Annotated in this window: 29 protein-coding genes; 12 read left to right on the top strand and 17 right to left on the bottom strand. The window is 72.1% G+C overall.

Annotated elements, in window-relative coordinates:
• Nucleotides 1-37 precede the first annotated feature (37 nt).
• The 4 genes from mqnE to ACGFZP_RS26220 form a co-directional block, all read right to left on the bottom strand.
• Nucleotides 38-1,201 (bottom strand): aminofutalosine synthase MqnE, encoded by a 1,164-nt coding sequence (gene mqnE, locus ACGFZP_RS26235; protein ID WP_387948990.1) that lies wholly within the window; start codon nucleotides 1,199-1,201, stop codon nucleotides 38-40.
• 62 nt (nucleotides 1,202-1,263) lie between these two features.
• Nucleotides 1,264-2,232 (bottom strand): threonine/serine dehydratase, encoded by a 969-nt coding sequence (locus ACGFZP_RS26230; RefSeq protein WP_392937478.1) that lies wholly within the window; start codon nucleotides 2,230-2,232, stop codon nucleotides 1,264-1,266.
• Complete coding sequence (locus ACGFZP_RS26225; protein ID WP_387948988.1) at nucleotides 2,232-2,693, bottom strand: Lrp/AsnC family transcriptional regulator; 462 nt, start codon at nucleotides 2,691-2,693, stop codon at nucleotides 2,232-2,234. Before ACGFZP_RS26225 ends, ACGFZP_RS26230 begins: the two co-directional genes overlap by 1 nt.
• 119 nt (nucleotides 2,694-2,812) lie before the next feature.
• Complete coding sequence (locus ACGFZP_RS26220; protein ID WP_392937474.1) at nucleotides 2,813-3,481, bottom strand: UbiX family flavin prenyltransferase; 669 nt, start codon at nucleotides 3,479-3,481, stop codon at nucleotides 2,813-2,815.
• A 55-nt stretch (nucleotides 3,482-3,536) separates the two neighbouring features.
• On the opposite strand from ACGFZP_RS26220, the gene ACGFZP_RS26215 reads away from it, so the two are divergent.
• From ACGFZP_RS26215 to ACGFZP_RS26205, 3 genes are all read left to right on the top strand, one after another.
• Nucleotides 3,537-4,280, top strand: a complete 744-nt coding sequence (locus ACGFZP_RS26215) for a cyclase family protein (protein ID WP_392937471.1) — start codon at nucleotides 3,537-3,539, stop codon at nucleotides 4,278-4,280.
• Nucleotides 4,281-4,346: 66 nt separating this feature from the next.
• Nucleotides 4,347-5,063: an MOSC domain-containing protein gene (locus ACGFZP_RS26210; RefSeq protein WP_392937469.1), complete on the top strand. Its 717-nt coding sequence runs from the start codon at nucleotides 4,347-4,349 to the stop codon at nucleotides 5,061-5,063.
• A 177-nt stretch (nucleotides 5,064-5,240) separates the two neighbouring features.
• Nucleotides 5,241-6,278 carry a helix-turn-helix domain-containing protein gene (locus ACGFZP_RS26205; RefSeq protein ID WP_392937466.1) on the top strand — a complete coding sequence of 346 codons (1,038 nt, stop codon included), beginning with the start codon at nucleotides 5,241-5,243 and terminating at the stop codon, nucleotides 6,276-6,278.
• A gap of 205 nt (nucleotides 6,279-6,483) precedes the next feature.
• On the opposite strand, the gene ACGFZP_RS26200 is transcribed toward ACGFZP_RS26205, so the two are convergent.
• Complete coding sequence (locus tag ACGFZP_RS26200; RefSeq protein WP_392937464.1) at nucleotides 6,484-6,855, bottom strand: VOC family protein; 372 nt, start codon at nucleotides 6,853-6,855, stop codon at nucleotides 6,484-6,486.
• A gap of 160 nt (nucleotides 6,856-7,015) precedes the next feature.
• Here ACGFZP_RS26200 and gcvH point away from each other — a divergent pair, with 160 nt between their 5' ends.
• Entirely contained in the window at nucleotides 7,016-7,411 is a 396-nt protein-coding gene (gene gcvH / locus ACGFZP_RS26195) for a glycine cleavage system protein GcvH (protein WP_392937461.1), read from the top strand.
• A 6-nt stretch (nucleotides 7,412-7,417) separates the two neighbouring features.
• Here the strand turns inward: gcvH and ACGFZP_RS26190 are convergent, their stop codons facing one another.
• Nucleotides 7,418-8,296 (bottom strand): RimK family alpha-L-glutamate ligase, encoded by an 879-nt coding sequence (locus tag ACGFZP_RS26190; protein WP_392937459.1) that lies wholly within the window; start codon nucleotides 8,294-8,296, stop codon nucleotides 7,418-7,420.
• 109 nt (nucleotides 8,297-8,405) lie between these two features.
• Complete coding sequence (locus ACGFZP_RS26185; protein WP_392937456.1) at nucleotides 8,406-9,026, bottom strand: DJ-1/PfpI family protein; 621 nt, start codon at nucleotides 9,024-9,026, stop codon at nucleotides 8,406-8,408.
• A 194-nt stretch (nucleotides 9,027-9,220) separates the two neighbouring features.
• Here ACGFZP_RS26185 and ACGFZP_RS26180 point away from each other — a divergent pair, with 194 nt between their 5' ends.
• A complete protein-coding gene (locus ACGFZP_RS26180) occupies nucleotides 9,221-9,859 on the top strand; it encodes a DUF998 domain-containing protein (protein ID WP_392937453.1) in 639 nt (212 codons plus the stop codon).
• A 48-nt stretch (nucleotides 9,860-9,907) separates the two neighbouring features.
• Entirely contained in the window at nucleotides 9,908-10,126 is a 219-nt protein-coding gene (locus tag ACGFZP_RS26175; RefSeq protein ID WP_392937450.1) for a DUF4287 domain-containing protein, read from the top strand.
• Between the two features lie 2 nt (nucleotides 10,127-10,128).
• Here ACGFZP_RS26175 and mqnP read toward each other — a convergent pair whose 3' ends face one another.
• Together mqnP and ACGFZP_RS26165 are read right to left on the bottom strand one after the other, a co-directional pair.
• Nucleotides 10,129-11,034, bottom strand: a complete 906-nt coding sequence (gene mqnP / locus ACGFZP_RS26170; protein WP_392937448.1) for a menaquinone biosynthesis prenyltransferase MqnP — start codon at nucleotides 11,032-11,034, stop codon at nucleotides 10,129-10,131.
• The gene (locus ACGFZP_RS26165; protein WP_392937445.1) at nucleotides 11,031-12,488 is read right to left on the bottom strand and encodes a menaquinone biosynthesis decarboxylase; all 1,458 of its coding nucleotides are present in this window, start codon (nucleotides 12,486-12,488) and stop codon (nucleotides 11,031-11,033) included. The genes mqnP and ACGFZP_RS26165 overlap by 4 nt, the downstream gene beginning before the upstream one ends.
• 111 nt (nucleotides 12,489-12,599) lie before the next feature.
• On the opposite strand from ACGFZP_RS26165, the gene ACGFZP_RS26160 reads away from it, so the two are divergent.
• The 4 genes from ACGFZP_RS26160 (at nucleotide 12,600) to ACGFZP_RS26145 (ending at nucleotide 16,212) form a co-directional block, all read left to right on the top strand.
• On the top strand, nucleotides 12,600-12,992 hold the full coding sequence (locus ACGFZP_RS26160) for a PLD nuclease N-terminal domain-containing protein (protein WP_392937442.1): 393 nt from the start codon (nucleotides 12,600-12,602) through the stop codon (nucleotides 12,990-12,992).
• A gap of 438 nt (nucleotides 12,993-13,430) precedes the next feature.
• Nucleotides 13,431-15,032 (top strand): acyl-CoA carboxylase subunit beta, encoded by a 1,602-nt coding sequence (locus ACGFZP_RS26155; RefSeq protein WP_392937439.1) that lies wholly within the window; start codon nucleotides 13,431-13,433, stop codon nucleotides 15,030-15,032.
• Between the two features lie 110 nt (nucleotides 15,033-15,142).
• Nucleotides 15,143-15,355 carry an acyl-CoA carboxylase subunit epsilon gene (locus ACGFZP_RS26150; protein WP_392937436.1) on the top strand — a complete coding sequence of 71 codons (213 nt, stop codon included), beginning with the start codon at nucleotides 15,143-15,145 and terminating at the stop codon, nucleotides 15,353-15,355.
• Between the two features lie 227 nt (nucleotides 15,356-15,582).
• Nucleotides 15,583-16,212, top strand: a complete 630-nt coding sequence (locus tag ACGFZP_RS26145; RefSeq protein WP_392937434.1) for a ScbR family autoregulator-binding transcription factor — start codon at nucleotides 15,583-15,585, stop codon at nucleotides 16,210-16,212.
• A gap of 61 nt (nucleotides 16,213-16,273) precedes the next feature.
• Here the strand turns inward: ACGFZP_RS26145 and ACGFZP_RS26140 are convergent, their stop codons facing one another.
• Nucleotides 16,274-16,891 carry a ScbR family autoregulator-binding transcription factor gene (locus tag ACGFZP_RS26140; protein WP_392937432.1) on the bottom strand — a complete coding sequence of 206 codons (618 nt, stop codon included), beginning with the start codon at nucleotides 16,889-16,891 and terminating at the stop codon, nucleotides 16,274-16,276.
• Nucleotides 16,892-17,243: 352 nt separating this feature from the next.
• Between ACGFZP_RS26140 and ACGFZP_RS26135 the strand changes: the two genes are divergently transcribed.
• Nucleotides 17,244-18,368, top strand: a complete 1,125-nt coding sequence (locus ACGFZP_RS26135; protein ID WP_392937430.1) for a ScbA/BarX family gamma-butyrolactone biosynthesis protein — start codon at nucleotides 17,244-17,246, stop codon at nucleotides 18,366-18,368.
• A 31-nt stretch (nucleotides 18,369-18,399) separates the two neighbouring features.
• On the opposite strand, the gene ACGFZP_RS26130 is transcribed toward ACGFZP_RS26135, so the two are convergent.
• The 7 genes from ACGFZP_RS26130 to hemL all read right to left on the bottom strand — a co-directional run bounded on the left by ACGFZP_RS26130 (nucleotide 18,400) and on the right by hemL (nucleotide 25,460).
• Nucleotides 18,400-18,804: a hypothetical protein gene (locus tag ACGFZP_RS26130; RefSeq protein ID WP_392937427.1), complete on the bottom strand. Its 405-nt coding sequence runs from the start codon at nucleotides 18,802-18,804 to the stop codon at nucleotides 18,400-18,402.
• 120 nt (nucleotides 18,805-18,924) lie between these two features.
• Nucleotides 18,925-20,064, bottom strand: a complete 1,140-nt coding sequence (gene ccsB, locus ACGFZP_RS26125; protein ID WP_392937425.1) for a c-type cytochrome biogenesis protein CcsB — start codon at nucleotides 20,062-20,064, stop codon at nucleotides 18,925-18,927.
• Nucleotides 20,065-20,067: 3 nt separating this feature from the next.
• Nucleotides 20,068-21,870: a cytochrome c biogenesis protein ResB gene (locus tag ACGFZP_RS26120; RefSeq protein ID WP_392937422.1), complete on the bottom strand. Its 1,803-nt coding sequence runs from the start codon at nucleotides 21,868-21,870 to the stop codon at nucleotides 20,068-20,070.
• Between the two features lie 2 nt (nucleotides 21,871-21,872).
• Nucleotides 21,873-22,646, bottom strand: a complete 774-nt coding sequence (locus tag ACGFZP_RS26115) for a cytochrome c biogenesis CcdA family protein (RefSeq protein ID WP_392937420.1) — start codon at nucleotides 22,644-22,646, stop codon at nucleotides 21,873-21,875.
• On the bottom strand, nucleotides 22,643-23,251 hold the full coding sequence (locus ACGFZP_RS26110) for a TlpA family protein disulfide reductase (protein ID WP_392937418.1): 609 nt from the start codon (nucleotides 23,249-23,251) through the stop codon (nucleotides 22,643-22,645). Before ACGFZP_RS26110 ends, ACGFZP_RS26115 begins: the two co-directional genes overlap by 4 nt.
• Nucleotides 23,252-23,416: 165 nt before the next feature.
• Complete coding sequence (locus ACGFZP_RS26105) at nucleotides 23,417-24,064, bottom strand: histidine phosphatase family protein (RefSeq protein ID WP_392937637.1); 648 nt, start codon at nucleotides 24,062-24,064, stop codon at nucleotides 23,417-23,419.
• A gap of 64 nt (nucleotides 24,065-24,128) precedes the next feature.
• Complete coding sequence (gene hemL / locus ACGFZP_RS26100; protein ID WP_392937415.1) at nucleotides 24,129-25,460, bottom strand: glutamate-1-semialdehyde 2,1-aminomutase; 1,332 nt, start codon at nucleotides 25,458-25,460, stop codon at nucleotides 24,129-24,131.
• A gap of 437 nt (nucleotides 25,461-25,897) precedes the next feature.
• On the opposite strand from hemL, the gene ACGFZP_RS26095 reads away from it, so the two are divergent.
• Entirely contained in the window at nucleotides 25,898-26,380 is a 483-nt protein-coding gene (locus ACGFZP_RS26095) for a hypothetical protein (RefSeq protein ID WP_327678121.1), read from the top strand.
• Nucleotides 26,381-26,415: the final 35 nt, after the last annotated feature.

Raw genomic sequence — 26,415 nt, 5'->3', positions numbered from 1 at the left:
CGCCGACGGACGGCACGGGGAGCGGTGAAACGGCTGGTCAGAGACGCATCGCCTGCGGCGTCTCGCGACGCGTCAGGTCCGGTCCGTCGTACTCGCGGATGACCTCGTAGCGGGTGTTGCGCTCCACCGGGCGGAAGCCGGCGTCCCGGATCAGGCCGAGCAGGTCGTCGCGGCCGAGCTTGTTCGGGGTGCCGAAGTTGTCCGCGTCATGGGTGATCTTGTACTCGACCACCGAACCGTCCATGTCGTCCGCGCCGTGGCTGAGCGCCAGCTGCGCGGTGGTGACGCCGTGCATCACCCAGAACACCTTGACGTGCGGCACGTTGTCGAAGAGCAGCCGGGAGACCGCGAAGGTCTTCAGCGCCTCGGCCCCGGTGGCCATCTCGGTACGGGCCATCAGCCTGTTGCGCACGACGCCGTCCTTGGAGTCGTGGAAGTCGTGCTGGTAGCGCAGCGGGATGAAGACCTGGAAGCCGCCGGTCTCGTCCTGCAGCTCACGCAGCCGCAGCACGTGGTCGACCCGGTGGCGGGGCTCCTCGATGTGGCCGTAGAGCATCGTCGACGGCGTCTTGAGGCCCTTGCTGTGGGCGAGCCGGTGGATCCGCGACCAGTCCTCCCAGTGGGTGTCGTGGTCGACGATGTGCTGGCGGACCTCCCAGTCGAAGATCTCCGCGCCGCCGCCGGTCAGCGACTCCAGGCCGGCGTCGATCAGCTCGTCCAGGATCTCGTCCGCCGACAGGCCGCTGATCTTCTCGAACCAGTGGATCTCGGTGGCGGTGAAGGCCTTCAGCGAGACGTTCGGCAGGGCCGCCTTCAGCTCCCGCAGCGAGCGCGGGTAGTAGCGCCAGGGCAGCGTCGGGTGCAGCCCGTTCACGATGTGCAGCTCGGTGAGGGAGTCGACCTCCATCGCCTTGGCGAGGCGCACGGCCTCCTCGATGCGCATCGTGTACGCGTCCTTCTCGCCCGGCTTGCGCTGGAACGAGCAGTAGGCGCAGGACGCGCTGCACACGTTGGTCATGTTGAGGTGGCGGTTGACGTTGAAGTGGACGACATCGCCGTTCTTCCTCGTCCGCACGTGGTGGGCCAGCCCGCCCAGCCAGGCCAGGTCGTCGCTCTCGTAGAGCGCGATCCCGTCCTCGCGGGTCAACCGCTCACCCGCGTAGACCTTCGCCTCCAGCTCGCGCTTGAGCCCTGCGTCCATGCGGTGACCCGCCTCCTCCGACTTCGATTCGTTGCCGGAACGAGCGTACGCCCATACCGCGCTCACGCTGCGAGCAGCTCCGCGAGCAACGCCGGTTCGATGTTCCCGCCGCTCACCACGGCGGCCGTGATCCCGGCGCCGATCTCGGCGGCGCGGTGGAAGTACGCGGCCGGGGCGACGGCCCCGGAGGGCTCGGCGACCAGTCGGCCGCGGCGCGCCAGCAGGGCGACGGTGGCCCGGATCTCGTCCTCGGTGACGGTGACGATGTCGTCCACGTAGGCGGTGAGGTGGGCGAACGGCATGACCCCGACCGAGGGGGTGCGCAGCCCGTCCGCGATGGTCCGGTAGGTGTCCGCGACCGGCCAGGCGAGCCGCTCGCCGGCCCGCAGGCTGGCCTGGGCGTCGGCGGCCAGCTCCGGCTCGACGCCGATGATCCGCACGTCCGGGCGGGTCAGCTTGAGCGCGGCCGCCGTACCGGAGATCAGCCCGCCGCCGCTGACCGGCACCAGGACGGTGTCCAGCCCGGCCGGGGCGTCCTCGGCGATCTCCAGTCCGACCGTGCCCTGGCCCGCGATGATGAACGGGTCGTCGTACGGCGGCACCCAGACGTAGCCGTGCCGCTCGGCCAGCTCGCCGGGCACGGTGTCCCGCTCATGCGGGGACACCAGGAGCACCTCGGCGCCGAACGAGCGGGTCCCCTCGACCTTGACGGCCGGCGAGGTGTCCGGCATCACGATGACGGCCTTGATGCCGAGCAGCTGCGCCGCGTAGGCCACCGCCTGGGCGTGGTTGCCGCTGGACTGGGCGACCACGCCGCGGGCGCGCTCGTCGTCGCGGAGCGCGGCGAGCCGGTTGTAGGCGCCGCGCAGCTTGAAGGCCCCGGTCGGCTGGAGGTTCTCCGGCTTGAGCCAGAGCCGGCGCTCGCCGTCGTTCGCCCAGGGCGCGGGGACGAGCGGGGTGCGCACCGCGACCCCCGCGATCCGCTCCCGGGCCGCGTGCAGGTCCTCCAGGCCGACCAGTGCCGTCGCCATTACTCTCCTTCGACCAGGGGGAGATCGCTCACCCGGTTCTCCCACTTGGTGGAGAGTACGACCGTGGTGCGGGTGCGGGCCACGCCTTTCGTCCCGGAGATGCGCTTGACCACCGACTCCAGGCCCTCCACGTCGGAGACCCGCACCTTGAGCATGTACGAGTCGTCACCGGCGATGAACCAGCAGTCCTCGACCTCGCCGAGGTCCTTCAGCCGGTGCGCGACGTCCTCGTGGTCGGCGGCGTCGGTGAGCTGAAGGCCGATCAGGGCCGTCACGCCGAAGCCGAGCGAGGCCGGGTTGACCGTCGCGCGGTAGCCGGTGATGACCCCGGCCTGCTCCAGGCGGTTGATCCGGTCCGTGACGCTCGGGCCGGAGAGGCCGACCAGTCGGCCCAGCTCGGCGTAGGACGCACGGCCGTTCTCCCGGAGCGCCTGGATGAGCTGTCTGTCCACCGTGTCCATATACCGTCCGCGTCCTTCCGAACCTCACCAGACCCACAGATCATTATCCGGATTCAAAGGCGGCATGCGCGCACCAACCCGGATATCGCAGAGAACATACTCTCCCGGTCGCGGGTCGCTCACTCCCCCCGGTCGGGTCGGCGGGCCGCCGCGCCCAACTCGCCCTCCCAGCGCAGGTACAGCGAGTGCGGCACGCCGACCGCGTCCAGCACCCGTCCGGCGACGAAGTCGACCAGCTCCCGCACGGTGGAGCCGCCGGCGTAGAAGCCGGGCGAGGCGGGCAGCACGACGGCGCCCTGCGCGTCCAGCTCCACCAGGTGCTTCAGCGTCACCCCGTTGAGTGGTGCCTCCCGGACGCACACCACGAGCGGGCGGCGCTCCTTGAGGGTGACGCTGGCGACCCGCTGCAGCAGGTCCTTGCTCAGGCCGAGCGCGATGCCGGCCACCGCGCCGGTGGTCGCGGGGACGACCAGCATGCCCTTCGCCGGGTAGGAGCCGCTGGACGGGCCGGCCGCGAAGTCCCCGGCCGGCCAGTAGCGGACGTCGTCGAGCCCCTCGGGGCCGGTGCCCAGCCAGGCGGCCAGGTCCTCGCGCCAGTGCGCGTCCCGGAAGGAGATGCCGGTCTCGTCCAGGATGGTCAGCCGCGCCGCCCGGCTGACCACCAGGTCGACCGCCTCCCCGGCGGCGAGCAGCGCCCGGATGACGGAGGCGGCGTACGGCGTCCCTGAGGCACCCGAGACCCCGACCACCCACGGCTGGCGTACCGACTGCTGCTTCGCTGTTCCCATAGGGCTTATTTCTATACGCATTTACCGGGCGGCCCGGCCTGCGAGGATGGGCGCCATGGCACCGACCCTCGTCGACCTCACCCACCAGGTGACCACCGCGATGCCGGTCTACCCCGGCGATCCGGCGGTCGTCCTGGAGCCCGCGCTCACCACCGCCACGGCCGGGGTGAACGTGCTGGCCCTGCACCTCGGTTCGCAGTCCGGCACCCATGTGGACGCGCCGTACCACGTGGACGTCACCTGGCCGACCCTGGACGGGCTGCCGTTGGAGCGGTTCACCGGACCGGCCGTGGTCGCCGACCTGCGCGGCCTGGAGCCCCGCTCGGCGGTGACGCCCGAGCTGCTCGCCCCGGCGCTGGAGCGCGCCGGGGAGGGCACCGTGCTGCTGCTGGCCACCGGCTGGGCCCGGCACTGGGGCACCGACACCTACCTGGCCCACCCCAGCCTGACCCCGGGCGCCGCCGAGGCGATCGTCGCCGCCGGGGTCCGGACGGTGGGCGTGGACGCGCTGAGCGTCGACCCCACTCCCGATCCCGGGCCGGGCGATCCGGCGGTGGCCGCGCTGCTCGCCGACCTCACCGACGAGCACGACCAGTCGGCCGCCGCGGAGCCCACCCTCGCCGCGCACCGGGTGCTGCTCGGGGCGCCCGGCGGCGGGGTGATCGCCGAGAACCTCACCGACCTGCGGCTCCTGCTCGACGCCCAGGAGGCCGGGCGGCCGGTGGAGGTCTCGCTGTTCCCGCTCCGACTGGTGGCCGCCGACGGGGCGCCCGTGCGGGCGGTGGCCCGACTGGGCTGAGCCTGCCCAGCACCTCCACACCTTGGTCTAGACCATCCCCCGCAGGCGCCGCTACGCTTTCCCGCCATGGCAGAGATCATCGGAGTGATCGAGCAGCTCTGGCGCTACCCCGTGAAGTCCACCGGCGGCGAGCGGCTCGACTCCGTCGAGGTGGACGAGCGCGGCCTGGCCGGCGACCGCCTCTACGCCGTGCGCGACGGGTCCGGCAGGTTCGGCTCCGGCAAGAACACCCGGCGCTTTCGCCGGATGGACGGCCTGCTCCGCCTCTCCTCCCGGCTCGGCCACCGCCTCGACGGCCCCGAGCTGTTCGACCCGCTCGGCCGGCCCGTCGCCGACCCGGACGCCTTCCTGCGCGCCTACCTCCAGCGCCCGGACGTCGCGCTCGCCCGCGAGGACGCCGTCTCGCACCTCGACCAGCTACCGGTCAGCGTGCTCACCACCGCCACCCTGGACTGGGTGCGCCGGGCGGCCCCCTCGGCCGTCGTCGACGAGCGCCGGTTCCGGCCCAACATCCTGCTGCGCACCCCGCCCGACACCCCGCCCTTCGTGGAGGACGGCTGGTTCGGCCGCGAGGCCCGCGGCAGCGCCCGCTCCGGCGCCCGGCTGACCTTCGTCCGCGCCAGCGAGCGCTGCGCGATGACCACCGTCGCCCAGCCCGGCCTGCCGCACGCCCCCGAGATCCTCAAGGCCATCGCCCAGGCCCACGACGGCCGCCTGGACGCCCTCGCCGAGATCGCCATGCCCGGCCGGCTGGGCGTCGGCGACACCCTGTCACTGGTCTGAGGCCTGCACTCCGCGGACACCTCGCCGACCCCGCCGGCCGGGCCCGACCTGGGCATTCCCCGCACAGCCGACACCTCGCGGCGCTCCCCTCAAACCCCTTCGCCGGTCCGGTCGCCAGGCGCGTTGTAGCGTCGTCCCGGCCGCGGGGGACGTGGCCGGGAGGGAACGGGGCTTGCGATGTGGTCGACCATGTCCACGGCCGGCATCCCGCCGGAGGACCGGTTCGAGTGGTTCACCGATGTCATCGCCCGCGATCTGACGCCGGTGGCGCTCGCCAGTGAGCACGCCGCCGACTTCCGGGCGGAGGCTTCGGTGCTGGAGCTGGGCGCGGTCCGGGTGTCGGCGTTCGGCTACGCGCCGCTGCGCTCGCGCCGGCCGGCGGCGCTGGTCCGGCGGAGCGACCCGGAGGAGTACCAGCTGGCGATGGTCACCGGAAACCCGATGTGGATCTCCCAGCACGGCAACGACTCCGGGCTGGTCACCGACGATCTGCTGCTCTGGGACACCTCCCGGCCGTTCGAGGCGCAGGCGCGGGCCGGCGGCGGCCTGACCCGGGCGGTCATCCTGCAGATACCCCGCAAGGCCCTGCCCGTCCGGGCCGACCGGGTCGACCGCCTGCTCGCCCGGCGGATCCCCGCAGGCGGCGGCATGGGCGCGGTACTGGCCCGGTTCATGGCCTCGCTGGGGGACCACGGCGCCGAGTGCGGTCCGGAGGACCTGCGGCGGCTGGGCGGTGTCGCGCTCGACCTGGCGGCCGCCTGCCTGGCCCACCACCTGGAGGTCGCCCGCGAACTCCCGGCGCAGGCAAGGGCGCAGGCCCTGCGGGAGCAGGTGAAGGCCTTCATCGAGTACAACCTCGGCGACCGCCGGCTCACCCCGCAGGCCGTCGCCGACCGCCACCACGTCTCGCTGCGCTCCCTGCAACTGCTCTTCCAGGGGCAGGAGGAGGGCGTGGGGGCGCTCATCCGCCGCCTCCGGCTCGAACGGTGCCGTGCGGACCTGGCCCGGCCGGACCAGGCCTTCGACCCGATCCACGCCGTCGCCGCCCGCTGGGGCTTCACCAGTGCCGCCGCCTTCAGCCGCACGTTCCGCCAGGAGTACGGCAGCAGCCCCCGGGAGTACCGCCAGAACGCCCTGCGCGGGCCGTCCTGCGCGGATCCGCAAGGAACCCTGCGCGCCCTGCCAACTCCCCCCGGTCCGACCCGGCTAACGTGACACAGCGGATCCACCGGTGCGTCGGCGCCGCCAACCCGGCGCCCTCCCACCGGGGTTCACCATCGGCCCGGATCTCCCCATAGGTCCGGGCCGATCGTCCCCCACCGGAGGCGACTCCGAAAAGGCGCCCCGCGCCTGCGGCACACGGGGGTGCGCAGGCGCGGGGCGGCCACCGGGCCATCCGGTCAGGGGCCGCCCGCCGTGCTCACTGCCCCCTGATCAGGCAGAACGGATGCCCCGCCGGGTCGGCGTAGACCCGCCAGCCGCCCGCGTCGTCCAGCGGCGCCGCGCCGAGCGCGACCACCTGGCGGCCGGCCGCGTCCAGGTCGTCGACGTCGATGTCCAGGTGTGCCTGCTGCGGGTGCTCCTGGTCCGGCCACCGCGGCGCCCGGTAGCCCTCGACCCGCTGGAAGCAGAGCACCGCCCCGCCCTCGGTGTGCAGCGTGGACCACGACGCGCCCAGCGACCACCGCCGGTCGGGCCGGTCCACCTCCCCGCCGAGCAGCTCCGCGTAGAAGCGGGCCAGGGCGGCCGGGTCGGGACAGTCGAACACGATGCACTGAAGCTTGCCGATCATGGCCCGATGGTAGGCGCCCCCGCATGGGCGCCGGAGCCGCCAGACTCACTCCTTCGGGTGAACATCCCGGCCGAACCACGGGATCTGTAGCAGGCTCTCCATCGAATCTGACGCCACGTCAGCACCTAGCAGCCCTCAGCGGCGGCCGATGGAGGCCCTCATGTCGAACGTCCCGCAGGATCGCGTGTACACCAAGGACCACGAGTGGGTGGAGTCCACCGGGAAGGACCGGGTGCGCGCGGGGATCACGGACTACGCCCAGAAGCAGCTCGGGGACATCGTCTTCGTGGAACTCCCCACGGTGGGGGACAAGTTCGAGGCCGGCGAAGCGATCGGCAGCGTGGAGTCCGTCAAGTCGGTGAGCGAGGTCTACCTGCCGGTGTCGGGTTCGGTCGCCGCCGTGAACGAGAACCTGAACGACTCGCCCGAGGACGTCAACACCGATCCGTACGGCGACGGCTGGATGTTCGAGATCACCCTGTCCAACGCCGCCGAGCTGAAGGACCTGCTCACCCCCGCACAGTACGAGGAGTACATCAAGGGGGAGTCCGAGTAGCGGCCGCTACCGGACCCGCCGGTTCTCGGCCGCCGCCGCGCCGGCCACGGCCTCGACGAGGCGGCCGAGGGCCTGCGGGTCGCTCTGCAGGAAGAGGTTGGGCTCGATCAGCTCCAGCTCCATGACCACCGGCTCCCCGGCGTCGTCCAGCGCCAGGTCCACCCGTGCGAACAGCAGCGGGCCGGGCTCCGGGACGGCCGCCAGCGCCGCCCGGGCGACGCCGAGCTCCGCAGCGGTCGGCCGGTACGGGGTGACACCGGGGTGCGCCACCCGGTCGTTGTCGACCACCCCGGGCTCGGTCAGCACCGGGCCCTTGCGGATGGCGTGGCTGAAGGTCCCGGCGAGGAACACCAGCGCGCGCTCCCCCTCCTCCACCCGGCGCAGATAGGGCTGCACCATCACGGTGCGCCCCTGCTCCAGCAGCATCCGGGCGTGGCGCACGGCGTCCGCGGACCGGCCGGGCTCGTAGCGCGCGGTGTCGCGGGCACCCGCGGAGACGGCCGGCTTCACCACCACTCCCCCGGGCTGGTCGACGTCCGCCTCCTCGCACCGGCCGCCCGGTTCGACGAACCGCGTCGGCACCACCGGGACACCCCGCTCGGCGAGCTCCAGCAGATAGCGCTTGTCGCTGTTCCAGCGCACCACCGGCGCCGGGTTGCCCAGCCCCAGCCGGGTGGCGCGAGCCGTCCGGTCGGCCCAGTCCAGGAACTCGTCGAGCCGCTCCGAGTAGTCCCAGGTCGACCGGATGACCGCCAGGTCGAACCCGTCCCACCCCGGGGAGTGCGCGTCCCAGGCCACCGCCTCGGCCGCCAGGCCCCCGGCCCGCAGCGCGTCCACGATCAGCGGGAGGTCGGTGTCGTACTCCACGCCGGCGGCGCTCGTCACGACCGCGATCCTGGCAGCGCCCACCGGCTCCCCCTCGTCACAACCCGGCCCGGACGGGCCCTGACGAGCAGTCTAGGGAGTACCCGGGGGCGCCCGGGCGCCCCGGGGCTCAGCCCAGGGTGCGGACGCGTTCCAGGACCTCGGCCGGGGCCTTCGCCACGGAGCCGGTGTCGAACGGGGGTTGGGGGTCGTACTCGGTGACCAGCTGGATGGCCTGGGCGGTGAGGTCGTCGGTGAGCAGGGCGGCGAGCCCGATGGCCATGTCGATGCCGGAGGAGACGCCGGCCGAGGTGATGATCCGGTCCTGCCGGACGACCCGCTCGGCGGTGTAGCGGGCACCGTAGGCCTCCAGGTCGGCGACCACCCCCCAGTGGGAGGTCGCGGCCAGGCCCTTGAGCAGCCCGGCCGCGCCGAGCACCAGCGAGCCGGTACAGACCGAGGTGGTGAAGCGGGTGGTTTCGTGCATCCGGCGGACCCAGGCGAGGAACCCGGCGTCCTCGACCAGCGGCCGCGTCCCGCCGCCACCTGGGACGAGCAGCACGTCGCAGGAGTCGACCTCCGAGTACCGGGTGGGGACATCGACCGCCAGCGCGCCCAACGTGTCGGTGACCCGGCCCGGTTCGGTCGCGACGAACCGCACCCGGGCTCCGGGGACGTACCCGAGGATCTCGTACGGGCCGATCGCGTCGAGCGGTTCGAACCGGTCGAAGAGCGGGATCACGATGTCCATGTTTCGCAGCGTAGTGACGGGTTGACGGATGTCGACCCGCCCGGCAGCGAAGTTCACGAGATCGGGTGGCCCGGAGGGCCCGGGACCGCGGACCGGCGCGTCGGGCCCGGCGCCGACGACGGCCCGGAGGCCGCGTGACCCGGGTCACACCGGCCCCACCGATGAGTTCCGCCCACACCCCCGGTCCTACCTGCATGACGAACACGCTCACCGCAGCCCCGCTCACCGCCCCCGCGACCCGCACGCTCCTCACCGCCGGCGCCGTCGCAGGCCCGCTGTTCCTGGCCGTCGGCATCACCCAGGGCCTCACCCGCGAGGGCTTCGACTTCACCCGGAACGCCATCAGCCAGCTCGCCCTGGGCGGCCTCGGCTGGATCCAGGTGGCGGGCTTCCTGCTCACCGGCGCCCTGACGATCGCCGGCGCCGTCGGCCTCCGCCGCACCCTCCGGGCCAGCCCCGGCGGTGTCTGGGCCCCCCGACTGGTCGGCGCGTTCGGCGCGTCGTTCCTGGTCAGCGCGGTGTTCAAGGCCGACCCCGGCGCCGGGTTCCCGGTCGGCGCCCCGGCGGGCCGGGTCACCGAGCTGAGCGCGCACGGCACCGTCCACATGATCGCCGGCAGCATCGGCTTCCTCGCGCTCTGCGCCGCCTTCCTCGTGCTCGCGCGGCACTTCGCCGCCGCCGGTGAGCGCACCTGGGCCATCGCCTCCCGGATCGTGCCCGTCGGCGTGCTGGCCGGGTTCGCCGGCTCCGGGGCCACCGTCCTGGCCTTCACCGCGGGGGCCGCGCTCGGCCTCGGCTGGCTGACCGCAACCACGGCCAGGCTGGCTGCGTGACAGCCTCCAGAACAAGATCCACAACCAACCAACCGAGGAGAACCGACCGTGAGCACCGACACCCCCAAGGGCAACCCCGCCAGCTACTTCCCGTCGATCGAGAAGAAGCACGGGCAGCCGATCTCGCACTGGAAGGAGCTGATCCGCTCCTCCCCGCTGACCAGGCACATGGAGCTGGTGGCCTGGCTCAAGAGCGAGCACGGCCTGGGCCACGGGCACGCCAACGCCCTCGTCAAGCACACGCTCGACGAGGGCGGGAAGAGCTGACCTCAGATCCCGAGACCGCGCATCATCAGGTCCACCAGGGCGAAGAAGAACAGCGAGATCCCGACGAACCCGTTGGTCTGGAAGAACGCCCGGTTCAGCCTCGACAGGTCGCCCGGCTTCACGATGGTGTGCTCGTAGACGAACGCCCCGGCGACCACCAGCAGTCCGACCCAGAAGGCCGGCCCGGCGTCCGTCAGGACGGCGTACCAGCCGAGCAGCAGCGTCGTCAGGACGTGGCAGACCCGGGCCCCCCACACCGCCGCCGGGATGCCGAAGCGGGCCGGGACGGAGCGCACGCCGCCGTCCCGGTCGGAGGCGACGTCCTGGCAGGCGTAGATCAGGTCGAAGCCGCCGATCCAGATGCCCACCGCGAGGCCGAGCACCGCGGCGTCCCAGGACCACGAGCCCGTGACGGCGAGCCAGGCGCCGATCGGGCCCATGGCCTGGGCGAGGCCCAGGATCGCCTGCGGGAAGTCGGTGAACCGCTTGCCGTACGGGTAGACCACCATCGGCACGACGGCGACCGGGGCGAGCGCCAGGCAGAGCGGGTTGAGCAGCGCGGCCGCGCCGAGGAACACCACCAGCGCGATCGCCGAGCCGATGTACGCCGTCCTCAGCGCGACCGCGCCGGTGACCAGTTCACGCCCGGCCGTGCGCGGGTTCCGGGCGTCGATCTCCCGGTCGATGATCCGGTTGGCGGCCATCGCGAAGGTCCGCAGGCCGACCATGCACACCGTGACGATGAACAGCTCGCCCCAGTGCACCCGCTCGTCGGCGAGGAACATCGCGGTGAGGGCGGCGATGTAGGCGAAGGGCAGGGCGAAGACCGAGTGCTCGATCATCACCAGGCGCAGGAAGGACTTGATCTTCCCCGGCGGGACCTCGGGGAGGGCGGCGGCGGTGCTCACAGCCCGTACTCCTTCCAGCGGCGGTCGACCAGTTCGGCCGTGGCCGGGTCGGAGGAGACCATCTCCGGCCAGCCGCCGTCCCGGGTGTAGCCCTCCTCGGGCAGCTTGCGGGTCGCGTCGATGCCCGCCTTGCCGCCCCAGAACTGCTGGTAGGAGGCGTGGTCGAGGTGGTCGACCGGGCCCTCCACCACGGTGAGGTCGCGGCTGTAGTCGACGTTGCCGAAGGCCCGCCAGGCGACCTCCTGGTAGTCGTGCACGTCGCAGTCGGAGTCCACCACGATGATCAGCTTGGTCAGCGACATCATGTGGGCGCCCCAGATGGCGTGCATGGTCTTCTGGGCGTGCTTGGGGTACTTCTTGTCGATCGAGACGATCACGCAGTTGTGGAAGCCGCCGGCCTCGGGCAGGTCGTAGTCGACGATGTCCGGGATGATGATCTTCAGCAGCGGCAGGAAGAACCGCTCGGTGAACTTGCCCAGCGGTCCGTCCTCGGTCGGCGGGCGGCCGACCACGATGGACTGCAGGATCGGGCGCCGACGCATCGTCACGCAGTCGATCGTCAGGGCCGGGAACGGCTCCTGCGGGGTGTAGAAGCCGGTGTGGTCGCCGAACGGGCCCTCGGGGAGCATCTCGCCGGGCTCCAGCCAGCCCTCCAGCACGACCTCCGCGTCGGCCGGGACCTGCAGCGGGACGGTCTTGCAGTCGACCATCTTCACCCGCTCCCCCGCGACGAAGCCCGCGAACAGGTACTCGTCGATGTCGCCGGGCAGCGGCGCGGTGGCCGCGTAGGTGACGGCCGGCGGGCATCCGAAGGCGATCGCTACCGGCAGCCGCTCGCCGCGCTTCGCCGCCACCGCGTAGTGGTTGCGGCTGTCCTTGTGGATCTGCCAGTGCATGCCGATGGTGCGCCGGTCGTGCCGCTGCAGCCGGTAGAGGCCGAGGTTGCGGATGCCGCTGTCCGGGTCCTTGGTGTGGGTCAGGCCCAGGTTGAAGAAGGACCCGCCGTCCAGCGGCCAGGTGAACAGCGCGGGCAGCTCGTCCAGGTTGACGTCGTCGCCGGTGAGCACGACCTCGTGCACGGGCGCGTCGCCGGACTTCACGTTCCTCGGCGGCACGTGGGCCATCGAGGCGAGCTTGCCGAAGGCGTCCCGGAAGCCGGTGAAGCCCTGCGGCAGCTCCGGCTTCAGCAGGCCGGCGATCTTCTCGGAGATGTCTTCCGGCCCCTTGAGGCCGAGCGACTTGGCGAGCCGTCGCTCGGTGCCGAAGACGTTCATCGCCAGGGGCATCGAGGAGCCCTTGACGTTCTCGAACAACAGCGCCGGCCCCTTGGCCTTCTGCACCCGGTCGACGATCTCGCCGATCTCCAGGTGGGGGTCCACCTCGGCCTTGATGCGCTTGAGGTCGCCTTCACGGTCGAGTGCCCGGAGAAACGAGCGGAGATCGTCGTATGCCATGCCAGTCAGTATCCGCCACCCGATAGCCTGGCTCGGTCAAGGGCCCCCACGGAGTCGAGGACCCCGGGGAAGCCGCCGCCGCAACCGCCGCCGCCGGGGGAGATCACCGCCGTGCTGAGGATTCTGACCGTCGTGCTCCCGCTCGCCCTGTGGGTGTGGGCCTTCATCGACTGCCTGACCGCCCCCGAGGACGAGGTGAAGCACCTGCCCAAGGTGGTCTGGGTGATCATCGTGCTGCTGTTCCCGCCGCTCGGCCCGATCGCCTGGCTGGTGGCCGGCAAGCGGCGCGGGTTCGTGCAGGGCCGGACGGCGGACCAGGTGGCGCCCGCCCGCCCGCGCGACGGCCGGCCGCTCGCGCCGGACGACGACCCCGAGTTCCTGGCCTCGTTGAAGAAGGACGACAAGCAGCACGAGGACATGCTCAAGCAGTGGGAGGCCGATCTTCGCCGCCGCGAGGAGGAGCTGCGCGGCCGGGACGAGCCGGAGGACGGCCGCAAGAGCTGACGCGCCTCCCTCGAACAGCCCACTCGGAACCCTCCGGGCGGGCTGTGGCGTTTTTGGTGTATCCCTACGACTGGGGAAGCCCCGGGAGCGCGCGGACCGGCTCGCCCGATCGGCTCAAGCAAGCCTTGAGCGATCCTTCAGCGGGCCCGGATACAGTGCTGAGTGACGGCCCTGACCTGCACCTTTCCTCCCGCTCAGATCATCCGACAATCACCCAAGCCGCAACCCCACGTGTTCGAACGGACACGGTGCGCACAGGGTGGCAAGGCCCGGTTTCTGTGCAGCCCTGACATGTAAACGGACGCGACCTTGTACGGAATCAACGCCGAAACCAGGACGCGGCCCCTCGTACAGTCATAAGTGAAGAAGTGATTCGCAGCCGGGGGCAATGCAGACGTTGGCTGTCGGACAGTTCCCTCACCCTTGGAGTGGTTCGAGATGACGGTTGTGCATGAGGCGCCGGTCGGCGACGAGATCCCCGAGATCCCGGCCGACGCCCACGGGCGGGTCGCCGAGCTGCACGAACTGCGCGAGCAGGTCCGTCGCGGCCCGAGCGAGAAGGCCACCGAGGCCCAGCACGCCAAGGGCAAGCTGACCGCCCGTGAGCGCATCGACCTGCTGCTGGACGAGGGCTCCTTCCGCGAGGTGGAGCCGCTGCGCCGGCACCGCGCCACCGGCTTCGGCCTGGAGGCCAAGAAGCCGCACACCGACGGCGTCATCGTCGGCTGGGGCACCGTGCACGGCCGGACCGTGTTCACCTACGCACACGACTTCCGGATCTTCGGCGGCGCACTGGGCGAGGCCCACGCGCAGAAGATCCACAAGATCATGGACATGGCCATCGCGGCCGGTGCGCCGCTGGTCTCGCTGAACGACGGCGCCGGCGCCCGCATCCAGGAGGGCGTCACCGCCCTGGCCGGCTACGGCGGCATCTTCCAGCGCAACACCCGGGCCTCCGGCGTCATCCCGCAGATCTCGGTGATGCTCGGCCCGTGCGCCGGCGGCGCGGCCTACTCCCCGGCCCTCACCGACTTCATCTTCATGGTCCGCGAGACCTCGCAGATGTTCATCACCGGCCCGGACGTGGTGCAGGCCGTCACCGGCGAGAAGATCACCCAGAACGGGCTCGGCGGCGCCGACGTCCACTCCGGGGTCTCCGGCGTCTCGCACTTCGCGTACGACGACGAGCAGTCCTGCATCGAGGAGGTCCGCTACCTCCTCTCGCTGCTGCCTCAGAACAACCGCGAGATGCCGCCGTCCGTCGTCACCGACGACCCGGTGGACCGCCGCAACGAGGTCCTGCTCGACCTGGTGCCCGCCGACGGCAACCGCCCGTACGACATGCGCAAGGTGATCGAGGAGATCGTCGACCACGGCGAGTACCTGGAGGTCCACGAGCGCTGGGCCACCAACGTGCTGTGCGTGCTCGCCCGGATCGACGGCCACGTCACCGGCATCATCGCCAACCAGCCGCAGTCGCTGGCCGGCGTGCTCGACATCAACGCGAGCGAGAAGGCCGCGCGCTTCGTCCAGATGTGCGACGCCTTCAACATCCCGCTGGTCACCATGCTGGACGTCCCCGGCTTCCTGCCCGGTGTCGACCAGGAGCACGACGGCATCATCCGCCACGGCGCCAAGCTGCTCTACGCCTACTGCAACGCCACCGTGCCGCGCATCCAGCTGATCCTGCGCAAGGCCTACGGCGGCGCGTACATCGTGATGGACTCCCGCTCGATCGGCGCGGACCTCTCCTTCGCCTGGCCGACCAACGAGATCGCGGTCATGGGCGCCGAGGGCGCCGCCAACGTGATCTTCCGACGCGACATCAACGGCGCCGAGGACCCCGAGGCGATGCGGGCGCAGAAGATCAAGGAATACAAGAACGAGCTGATGCACCCCTACTACGCGGCCGAGCGCGGTCTCGTGGACGACGTCATCGACCCGGCCGAGACCCGCCAGGTCCTGGCCTCCTCGCTGGCCATGCTGCGCACCAAGCACGCCGACCTGCCGAGCCGCAAGCACGGCAACCCTCCGATGTAGCACCACGGTTCAGCGCACCGCAGTTCAGCGCACCGCAGGCACGCACCACTGATCCGTGCACCGCAGTCGGCCACCGACCACACACCGCATCCGCCGGGGAGACACCGGACATGACCGCTTCCGCCGAACCTCTCGTCCACATCGTCCGCGGCTCGCTCAGCGACGAGGAGCTCGCCGCCCTGACCGCCGTGCTGATGGCCCGCGCCGCGGCCGCCCAGCAGGCCGCGGCCGCCGCCGCGCAGATCGAGCCGATCGCCAACTGGCAGCGCCTGGAGCGCCGCCCGGCGTACTACTCGCCGGTCAGCTGGCAGCAGGCCGCCTGATCCGCCAGCCTTCCGTACCGGCGGCCGGTCACCCACTCGGGTGACCGGCCGCCGGGCGTTCGCCGCCCTTCCCCGCCCGGGTTCATTCGCATTCGTACCGTCCGATCGGCCCGCCCCGGCCATGCGCGGCTCGGTAGAATACCTACTGGACGGTATGCGGCCCGCCGCCCGTCGGCCCCCACAGGACCGGCCGCTGCCGAGTACCGGAACCATGCAGGGAGGCTGCGATGGCCAGGCAGGCCCGCGCGCTGGCAACCCGCCAGGCGGTACTCCTCGCGGCCGCCGAGGTGTTCGACGAGCGCGGCTACGCCGCCGCCACGATGGCCGAGATCCTGGACCGGGCCGGCGTCACCAAGGGCGCGCTGTACTTCCACTTCCACTCCAAGGAGGACCTGGCGCTCGCCGTCATCGAGGGCCAGGGCGCCTGGCTCGCCACCTGGCGGCCGACCTCCGACAGCCCCGTCCAGACCCTGATCGACCTCGGCTACGCCTTCGCGCGCGCACTGCAGGAGGACCCGCTGCTACGCGGCTCGATCCGGCTGACCATCGAGCACGGCAGCTTCACCCATCCGCAGATCGAGGCCTACCAGGGCTGGTCGGACGTGGCCCGCGGACTGCTGGAGCGCGCCCGGGACGCCGGCGACCTGCACCCCGGGCTGGACCCCGCCGCCGCGGCCGGGGTGATCACCGGCGCGGTCACCGGGATACAGCTCAGCTCGCAGGTGCTGACCGACCGGCGGGACCTGCTCCAGCGGATGACCGACATGTGGACGCTGATCCTGCCCGGCCTGGTCCAGCCGCACGCGCTCGCCCGGCTGACCGTCGCGGAGCGCACCCAGCAGGCGCAGCCCGCCTGAGCCGGGCCCGGGGCCGCCCGTTCCGGCTCCAGACGGGCCCTGAGCGGGCCCTGAACAGGGGTCAGACGCGATAGGCCGCGCAGCCCTCCCCGGACACCAGGGCCGGCAGTGCGGCCGCCCAGAGGCCGCGCACGGCCTCCGGCCGCAGCCGGTCGGCGTCCTCGGCGGCCAGCAGCACCAGGCCGGCCGCGAGGGTGGTGAGCAGCTCGGCGGCCTGCCGGTGGTCCACCCCGGGACGCAGCTCGCCGGCCGCCCCGGCGCGGTCCAGCAGACGGCGGACCACCGCGGTCAGGCTGCGCCAGGTGTCGGCGGGGGCGACTTCGGGCCCGCCCTCCTGGCGGGTCCCCTGGCCGAGCTGGACGCCGGCCCGGACGACCACGTCCTCGCGAAGCAGCCGGGCCAGCTCGTACGAGAAGTCGATCAGGCCCTGCAGGGCCGGGCCGGCGCTGCGCAGCGCGCGCAGCGCGGCGGAGCCGATCTCGCGCCCGGCCGCGGCGCGGACGCCGTCGGCGAGCGCCTGCTTGGAGACGAAGTGGAAGTAGAGCGCGCCCTTGCTCACGCCGGCCCGCCGGCTGATGTCGACCAGGCTGGCCGATTCGAACCCCGCGTCCGCGAACGTGTCCGCCGCGGCGAGCAGAACGGCCTGCCTGGTCCGCCCCGCACGTTCCTGCTTGACCACTCGGTCCCTCCGGCTTCGGCCCGGGCGAGGTCCCGGCCCACCCGGCTGCTGTCGGTGCGCCGCCGCCCGTGGGGCGACGCCTCGCATGCGGACGGCACCGGCCTAAACCGCATGGTTGGTATCTAATCTAGCGCGACGTCGAACCCCGCCGTCCAGCGGGGATGCACCCCCGCCACTCGTCCGGAGCTTGCCCGCTTCGGCATCACCGCAGCCCAGCGGCCCCGGTCAGATGACCACGTCGGGCTCTCGGGTAAGTCCTACCCCGAACGGAGGAGGCAAACCGGGTGGTCTGTATGTTTTACTGTGGCCGCTGTTGCGGTCGATCGTTCGACACCCGGGAGTGGGGCCCGTCATGCCAATGATCGTAGATCCGGATGTGTTCGGCCCGTATCCCCACCCCGCTCCCGGCTACGACTTCCACGAGCGGACCGTCTCCCGGCACCTGGTGCACCGGGCCTCGGTCTCCGAGGTGCTCATCACCGGGTGGCAGGCCACCGGCCTGTACGACTTCCTGCTCGGCGCCCAGTGGCCCCGGCTGCACGGCTTCTACCGGCTGCCCGGCGACCGGCACCACGATCCGCTGCTGCTGGCCGAGACCATCCGGCAGGCCGGGCTGCTGATCGGGCACGTCGGCTTCGGTGTCCCGCGCGGCCACCACTTCGCGATGGACGACCTCTCGTACGCGCTGGGACCGGCCGGCCTCGACGGGCTGGCCGTCGCGGGCGAGCCCACCTCGCTGATGCTCCGGGTCTCCTGCGAGGACGTCCGGATGCCGCACGGGCGGCTGGGCTCGCTGCGGGTGCACGTCGAGGTCGAGCGGGCCGGGTGCCCGGTCGGCCGCGGCTCCGCGCAGCTGCGGGTGATCTCCCCGACCTCGTACGCGCGGCTGCGCGACGCCGGGCGGCGGGCCGCCGTACCCGGGCCGCCCGGCGTGCCGACCGCCCCCGAGCTGGTCGGGCGGGAGCTGGCAGCGGACGTGGTGCTGAGCCCGTCCCTGCTGCCGGGCAGCTGGCTGCTGCGGACCGACCCGGGGCACCCGGTGCTGTTCGACCGGGCGCTGGACCACGTGCCCGGGATGCTGGTGCTGGAGGCCGCCCGCCAGGCCGCCCAGCGGCTGCGGCACCCCGAACCGGTGGTGCCGGTCGAACTGGTCTCGTCCTTCAGCAGCTACATCGAGCTGGACCGGCCCTGCCTGGTGCGGGCCGTCCCCGAGGACGGACCGGACGGCGGCGGCCCCGAGGGCGGCGGGCCGGGCGGGGTCAGGCGGCCCGGACCGGACGGCGGCGGGTCGGCGCACCGCCCGGTCGCCGTCCGGGTGCTGCTGGTGCAGGACGGCCGGACGGCGGCCGAGTGCCGGCTGCTGACCGGGCCGGTGGCCGGGCCCGTGAGCGAGTCGGCCACCGGCCGGCTGGGCCAGGCCCGGCGGGAGGCCTTCGAGGACTGCCCCGCCGGGCCCGGCCTGCCGCTCGCCAGCTGACGCAGCGGCGGGCCGGGCCGGGAACGGGCCGTCAGGCCGCGACCAGGGCCGCGGGCCGCCCGGCGTGCATCACGCTGAGGTTGGCGGCCAGTCGGACCGGGTCCTGGGCCAGCCAGAGCCGCAGGGCGGCCCCCAGCATGGCGCTGGCCGAGCCGATCCGGACCTCGGTCACCTGGGCGATCCGGGCCGCCCCGGGCACCAGCAGGTCGGCCAGCGGGGTCGGCAGCCAGACCGTCAGGGCGCACGGCGCGGGGGCCGTGAGGGCGCCCAGCAGCCGATAGGCGTCCTTCCGCGAGCTGAAGGTGGGGATGATGTCCAACAGTCCGTCGGCCACGACCTCGGACACGTCGCTGCGGTGTCCCTGAGCGAGCCGGCGCAGCAGCGTGCGCTCGGCGGCGGTGATTCGGACGGTCAGCATGACCTCGTCGCACTCCATTGCGCGATTTCCTCCTCGTTGCTCCCCGTGCCGGCACCGGCGGCCGGCACGAACTACCCCTGTCACACCTCGGCCCGGCTTCCTCTGCGGAGCGCCGGGCCGGTGGGTGGTCCCTCCCGGTCAGATACCCGCGTACGAGTGCTTTCCGGTGACGAAGATGTTCACGCCGTAGTAGTTGAACAGCCAGCAGGCGAAGGCCGCCAGGGCCAGGTAGGCGGCCTTGCGGCCCTTCCAGCCGGCGGTCGCGCGGGCGTGCAGGTAGCAGGCGTAGGCGACCCAGGTGATGAACGACCAGGTCTCCTTCGGGTCCCACTCCCAGTACTTGCCCCAGGCGTGCTCGGCCCAGATCGCGCCCGCGATGATGGTGAAGGTCCAGAGCGGGAAGACCAGCGCGTTGATCCGGTACGACAGCTTGTCGAGCGTGGACGCGGCGGGCAGCCGGCGCCAGATCGACGGCGAGGTGCCGAGCGGTCCACTGGTCAGGCCGGCCGCCATCCGCTTGTCGAAGGAGTCCTTGCCCACGTACAGCAGGGTCGCGATGAAGGCCGCGTAGAAGGCGCCGCCGCAGATGATCGCGGTGGAGACGTGGATCGCCAGCCAGTACGAGTGCAGCGCCGGGACGAGCTGCTCGGACTCGGTGTAGAGCACGGAGACGGCGACGCCCAGGGTGAGCAGCACCGCCAGGGTGACCGGCAGGCCGAGCCAGCGGACCGGCTTGCGCGCGGCCAGCAGTCCGAGGTAGGCGAGCGTCATCGCGAGCGCGAAGGCGCAGGAGAACTCGTACATGTTGCCCCACGGCCAGCGGGAGACCGAGAGCCCGCGGGCGAGCACCCCGCCCGCGTGCAGGGTGGCCGCCAGCACGGTGAGCGAGACCGCGATCCGGCCGGCCAGGTCGGCCTTCCCGCTGGTGCCGGCCGCGCCCGGGCCGTCCTCCTCGTCCCCGCCGCGACCGCTGGTGACCACCGTCGCGCCCTCGCCCGCGAGGGCGGTGCGGGTGAGCGTGGTGGTTCCGCCGCCGGCCGAGGCCACCGTGACGGTGACCTTCTTCGCGCCCTTGGCGCCCTTGGCGTCGGCGGCGGCGACCGTCTCGGCCAGCCCGCCCGCCTGTTCGGAGGAGCGGACGGCGACGGCGCCCTTGCTGCCGAAGGTCCACTCGAACATGTGGGCGAGCATGGCGATGGTGTAGACAACCATGGCCGAATAGATCAGCTTGTTGGAGAGGTCGGCCAGGCTGGGGTCGACCGCCGAGGCGAGATGCACCGTCTACTCCTTGGAGTTCTGGTCGGCAGGGACTGCGGGGTCTGCGGGCACTGAGGCCGCGTCGGCCTCGGGGTCTGCGGGGTCTGCGGGGACTGCGGGGTCGTCCCGGTCACCGGGGCCACCGGTCGCCGGGGCGTCGTCGGTGTCGGCGTCGGCGTCGGGCTCGTCCTCCACCGCGGGGGCGTCGTCCTGGAGGTCGACCGCGAGCTCCGCCAGCTCCTCGGCGATCTTCGCCGACTCGCTGCGGGCCAGCCCGGCCAGCTCGACCAGGGTGCCGCCGCCGGGCAGCGCCACGGCGCGCACCCAGATCCGGCGGCGCTGCACGAACAGCGAGCCGATCAGGCCGAGGATCGCCAGCACGCCGCCGGCCAGGGCGATCTCGTTGCCCGGCCGGTGCGAGATGTTGAAGCTCGCCCACTGCTTGTAGCCCTCGAAGGTGACCGTGCCGTAGCCGTCCGGCAGCTCCCAGGCCTGGCCCGGCTTCAGCCGCGCCTTGGCCGGGTTGCCGCCCTCCTGAAGCTGGGTCAGGTTCTTCTGGTTGAGCTGGTACACGTTCTGGGGCAGGCCGGAGTCGGTGCCGAGGTCGCCCGCGAAGGCGTTCAGCACCAGCTCCGGGGCGGCGTCACCCGGGAACAGCGAGATCGGGCCGGTGCCCTCGAAGCTGAGCGGGGCGGTCGGCAGGAAGAAGCCGGAGAAGCCCAGCTGCGTCTTCCTGCCGTCCTTGTCCCCGTAGTCCGAGACCTTGACGACGCCGGTGGAGGTCAGGTTGCCGTCCTGCGGCAGGAACGGCGTCGCACCGGTGTAGACGGTCTCGCCCTTGGCATTGCGCACCGTGATCACCGGGGCGTAGCCGTGGCCGATCAGGTAGACCTTGCTGCTGCCGATCTCCAGCGGGTGGTTGACCTCGATCGAGCCCTTGGTGAGCTTCGAGGCGTCGCTGCCCGCGTAGTACTCGACGTTCGCGGTGAACTCGCGGGCGGCGCCGATCTGGTCGCCCTTGGTCTGGAAGCTCGACTTGAAGCTGTCCAGCTTCAGGTAGAAGGGGTCGAGGTCCTCGGTGTCGTAGAACCGCGAGCCGGTGAAGTCGTCCAGCTGCGTGATGGTGTTGGAGTAGCCCTCGCCGCCCACCATCAGCTTGCCGCCGGTGCCGCTGGCCAGGCTCGCCCAGGCGAAGCCGCCGAGCAGCGCGAACAGCGACAGGTGGAAGACCAGGTTGCCGACCTCCCGCAGGTAGCCCTTCTCCGCCGCCACCGAGCCGCCGGCCAGGTCGGCCCGGAACCGGCGCCTGCGCAGCAGCCGGTGGGCCGCCGCGTTCACCGCGTCGGCGTCCGCGTCGGTGCGCCAGGCCGCGTAGACCGGCATCCGGGTGAGGTTGCGCGGCGCGGCCGGCGGCTGGGCCCGCAGCACGCCGACGAACTGCCAGGTGCGCGGGACGATGCAGCCGGCCAGCGAGACGAACAGCAGGATGTAGATCGCCGAGAACCACACCGAGCTGTACACGTCGAACAGCTGGAGCTTCTCGTAGACCGGCGCGACCGTGGTGTGCTGCGCCTTCCAGGCCTCGACCTTGAACTGGTTCTGGCCGTTCTGCGGGATCAGCGAACCCGGGATCGCCGCCAGCGAGAGCAGGAAGAGCAGGATCAGCGCGACCCGCATCGACGTCAGCTGGCGCCACATCCAGCGCAGCCAGCCGAGCACCCCTATACCGGTCGGACCGTCGGACTCGACCGGGGCGGTACTGAGCCGTTCGGCCTTCTCCTCCGCTGTGCCCGGAGGCGGCTCGGTGTCGGTGGTGGTCTTGCTCACGGTCAGATTCCGATCGGGAAGTCGGCGGTCCAGGACTGCAGCTCGTTCACCATCGAGTCCCAGGCGCCGGTGACGAGCAGCAGACCGACCGCGACGAGCATGCCGCCGCCGATCCGCATCACGAGGGGGTAGTGCCGCTTGACCCAGCCGAAGGCGCCCAGCGCCCGGCGGAAGGCCAGCGCGGCCACGACGAACGGTACGCCCAGGCCCAGGCAGTAGGCGGTCATCAGCAGCGCCGCCCGGCCCGCGTCGGCCTCGTTGAGCGCCAGGTTCTGGACGGCGGACAGGGTCGGGCCGAGGCAGGGCGTCCAGCCGACGCCGAAGACCACGCCCAGCATCGGCGCGCCCAGCAGGCCGACCGCCGGGCGGCGGTGCGAGCGGATCTCCCGCATGCTCAGCCCGGGCACCAGCCCCATGAACGCCAGGCCCATCACGATGGTCAGCGCACCGAGCACGATCGAGATGATCCGCTTGTGCTCCTGCAGCGTCGAGCCGAAGTAGCCGAACAGCGCGCCGCCGGAGACGAAGACCGCGGTGAAGCCGAGGATGAAGAGCAGCGACCCGGCCAGCATCCGGCCGCGCCGGGCCCCGCGCGCGTCGGCGAGGTCGGCGGCGGAGAAGCCGGTGACGTAGGAGAGGTAGCCCGGGACGAGCGGCAGCACGCAGGGCGAGAAGAACGAGACCAGGCCGGCCACCAGGGCGATCGGCGCGGCCACCAGCAGCGCCCCGCTCTGAATGGTTCCGGTGGTGTCGGCCAGTTGGAGTGCGGCACTCACAGCTTCTGCTCCGCGACCACGGGCTGGAGGACCGACTCCAGGACGTCGTCGGTCTGGCCGCCGACGGCACGGGCCGCGAGCCGGCCCTCCCGGTCGACCACCAGCGTGGTGGGCAGGGACTGCAGGTTGAGGCTGCCCTTGGGGAACTTCAGCAGCTGGGTGCCGGCCGGGTCGTAGAGGCTGGGGAAGGTGACGCCCTTCTCCTGCTCGAAGCGGACGGCGTTGGCGATCTCCGGATCCCGGGTGTTGATCCCGAGGAACTGGACGTCCTGGTCCTTGTACTTGTCCCAGACCCGCTGGAGGTCGTCCGCCTCGGCCCGGCACGGCCCGCACCAGGAGCCCCAGACGTTCAGGACGACGACCTTGCCGCGGTAGTCGGAGAGCTTGACCGGCTTGCCCTCCAGGGTGCTGCCGGAGATGTCCGGCGCGTCCTGGCGGTGTCCGGCGGAGGCCTTGGAGATGGTGCTGCCCTTGGCGCTGACGAAGCCGATCTGCCCGTCACCGCTGCCTGACGAAGCCGAGGACGAGCAGCCGGTGAGGACGAGCGCGGCAGCGGCGGCGGTGGTGGCGGCCACTACGGCGAGACGGGGGCGGAGGCGCGTCATGCCAGACATGTGAAAAGTTTCGCATGGAGTTCCGGGCAGGTTCGGGGGGGTCCGACCTTACGTGTCGAACCCCCTCTGACCTGCGGCTGGATCAGACCAATCGGCCGCGCCGGGGGTGATGAAGACCATATTTAGATCTGCCTTACATCACCCGCGGCCGCCCGGTCAGGCCCCGAAGCTCTTGCCCACCGGCTTGCCCTTGCCGCCCTTGCCCACCAGGTGCGCCGGCAGCAGGTCGCGGGCCGGCTCGCGGTAGCCGACCGAGACGATCCGGTCGCCCTCGTAGGTGAAGCTGGTCAGCGAGGCCAGCGAGCACTGCCGGCGGCGCGGGTCGTGCCAGAGCCGGCGGTGCTCCACGAAGGAGCGGACGGTCCAGATCGGCAGCTGGTGGCTGACGCAGACCGCCTCGTGCCCGCGCGCCGCGTCCCGGGCGGCGGCCAGCGCGCCCATCATCCGGACGGCCTGCTCCAGGTACGGCTCGCCCCAGGACGGCCGGAACGGGTTGGTGAGGTACTTCCAGTAGCCCGGGTTCCGCAGCGACCCGTCGCCGACCCCGAAGGTCTTGCCCTGGAAGATGTTGTCCGCCTCGATCAGCCGGTCGTCCACCGCGAGCTCCAGGCCGTGCGACTTGGCGACCGGCTCGGCGGTCTCCTGCGCCCGCTCCAGCGGGGAGGCCACCACGTGCGTGATGTCCCGGCCGGCCAGGTCCTCGGCGACCCGGTCGGCCATCTGTCGGCCCAGCTCGGACAGCCGGTAGCCCGGCAGGCGGCCGTACAGGATGCCCTCCGGGTTGTGCACCTCGCCGTGTCGCATCAGGTGGACGACGGTGATGTCTTTGGCGCTCACTTCTCGGTTCTCCTGGGGTTGGCTGGGAGGGTTACGCGGGCCGGGCCTCGGCGGCCGCACGGGCGGCGGCCGGCAGGGCGGCGGCGATCCGCTCGATCGCCCGCTCGTCGTGGGACGCCGAGACGAACCAGGACTCGAAGGCGGACGGCGGGAGGTAGACGCCCTGGGCGAGCATCGCGTGGAAGAAGGCGGTGAAACGGTACGCCTGCTGGGTCCTCGCCTCGTCGTAGTTGGTGACGGCGGCCTCGGTGAAGAACACCGAGAACATGTTCCCGGCGGTCTGCAGCCGGTGCACCACCCCCTCCTTGGCGAGCGCGTCCGACACCAGGGTGGAGACCTCGGCGGCGACCTTGTCGACCGTCGCGTACACCTCGTCGGTGCAGCCGCGCAGCTGCGCGAGGCCGGCGGCGGTGGCGACCGGGTTCCCGGAGAGCGTGCCCGCCTGGTAGACCGGGCCGGCCGGGGCCAGGTGGGCCATCACGTCGGCGCGGCCGCCGAAGGCCGCCGCGGGGAAGCCGCCGCCCATGACCTTGCCGAAGGTCAGCAGGTCCGGCGCCCAGCCCTCGTGCGCCGCCTCCAGGCCGTACCAGCCGGCCTTGGAGACGCGGAAGCCGGTCATCACCTCGTCGGAGATGAACAGCGCGCCGTTCTCCCGGCAGAGCCGGGCCAGGCCGCCGTTGAAGCCGGGCAGCGGCGGGACGACGCCCATGTTGCCGGGCGAGGCCTCGGTGATCACACAGGCGATCTCGCCCGGGTGCGCCCGGAACGCCTGCTCGACGGCGGCGAGGTCGTTGTACGGCACCACGATGGTGTCGCCGGCCTGGGCGCCGGTGACGCCCGGGGTGTCCGGCAGCCCGAAGGTCGCCACGCCGGAACCGGCGGCGGCCAGCAGCGCGTCCACATGACCGTGGTAGCAGCCGGCGAACTTGACGATCTTCGCCCGCCCGGTGAAGCCGCGGGCCAGCCGGATCGCCGACATGGTGGCCTCGGTGCCGGAGGAGACCAGGCGGACCTGCTCGACCGGGGCGACCCGGGCGACGATCTCCTCGGCCAGTTCGACCTCGCCCTGCCCGGGCGTGCCGAAGGAGGTGCCGCGCGAGACCGCCTGCTGGACGGCCTCGATCACCGGCGGGTACGCGTGGCCGAGGATCATCGGGCCCCACGAGCACACCAGGTCGACGTACTCGCGACCGTCGGCATCGGTGAGATAGGGGCCGGTGCCGGACACCATGAAGCGCGGCGTGCCGCCCACCGCGCGGAAGGCGCGCACCGGGGAGTTGACGCCGCCGGGCGTCACAACCGAGGCGCGGTCGAAGAGCGACTGGGACTGGGGTGCTTCGTAGGGGTAGCTCACGGGAGACATGGTCTCAAATCGTGTCCTTGACCTCTGCATGTCGGACCCGATCATCTGGAACGATGATCCGGGTGCCGAAGTCTGTACGGTTATCCGTACAACGGGGCCCCTGGCTGCTTCCGCTGCACGGACCAGTCAGACTGTGCACCTCAGGGTGTGCAGACACTCCGGATGTGCAGGGTGGGTGCAGGACTGCCGCGTGCCTCGATTGGGTACGGCGGCGACATGACGGGTAAGGAGCATGTCCGGGGGACGCCGGGCGTGCGGGGGTCTGTCGATTCCGGCGAATTCCGGTGAGGATGGTCCGAGTGTCCGAGGCGCAGGACGGCTACGACGAGGCCGCGGGTGGCACCCGCAGGCCCACCGGGGCCGGACGCGGGGGTACGGGAGCGGGTACGGGTCGTGGCGGTCGAGGTGGCGAGAGGCGGGGTGAGGGACGCGTGGGGGTGACCTACAAGTATTTCGGCGCACCCGACCGCGCCACCGCCGCCAGAGTCCCGACCGCGCTCGGTCCGGGCGGGCTCGGGCTGGACGCCGGCGAGCTCGGCTCGCTGGGGCGGCTCGGCGACCTGATGGAGACCAGTGGCTCGCCCAACGGGCACCTCTCCACCAAGATCAAGCCGGAGACCATGAGCGCCATGGTCCTCACCGGCATCCAGGGCGTGCCGCTGCACCAGGTCCCGCCGCTGGAACTGGTCGTGCTGCACCCCGACTACGCCGTCGTCCAGCTCCCGCAGAACGTCGTCGAGCCGCTGCGCAAGGCCGACGAGACCGAGCTCGGCGCCGCCGCCTTCATCTGGTCCACCGTCCCCGACCGCCGCGGCCCGCGGGACGCCTTCGTGATCTACAGCATGCTGCACGAGTGGCAGGACTTCGCGAACCGCCTGCACGACGCGGGGCACCAGCTGTACTGCCTGGTCTGGCCGTAGCCCGACCCTTCGCAACACGTCTGCGGGCCGCCGGG

It is taken from the genome of Kitasatospora sp. NPDC048239, from assembly GCF_043202015.1.
GTDB lineage: Bacteria > Actinomycetota > Actinomycetes > Streptomycetales > Streptomycetaceae > Kitasatospora.
This window is presented reverse-complemented; position numbering and strand designations above follow the sequence as displayed.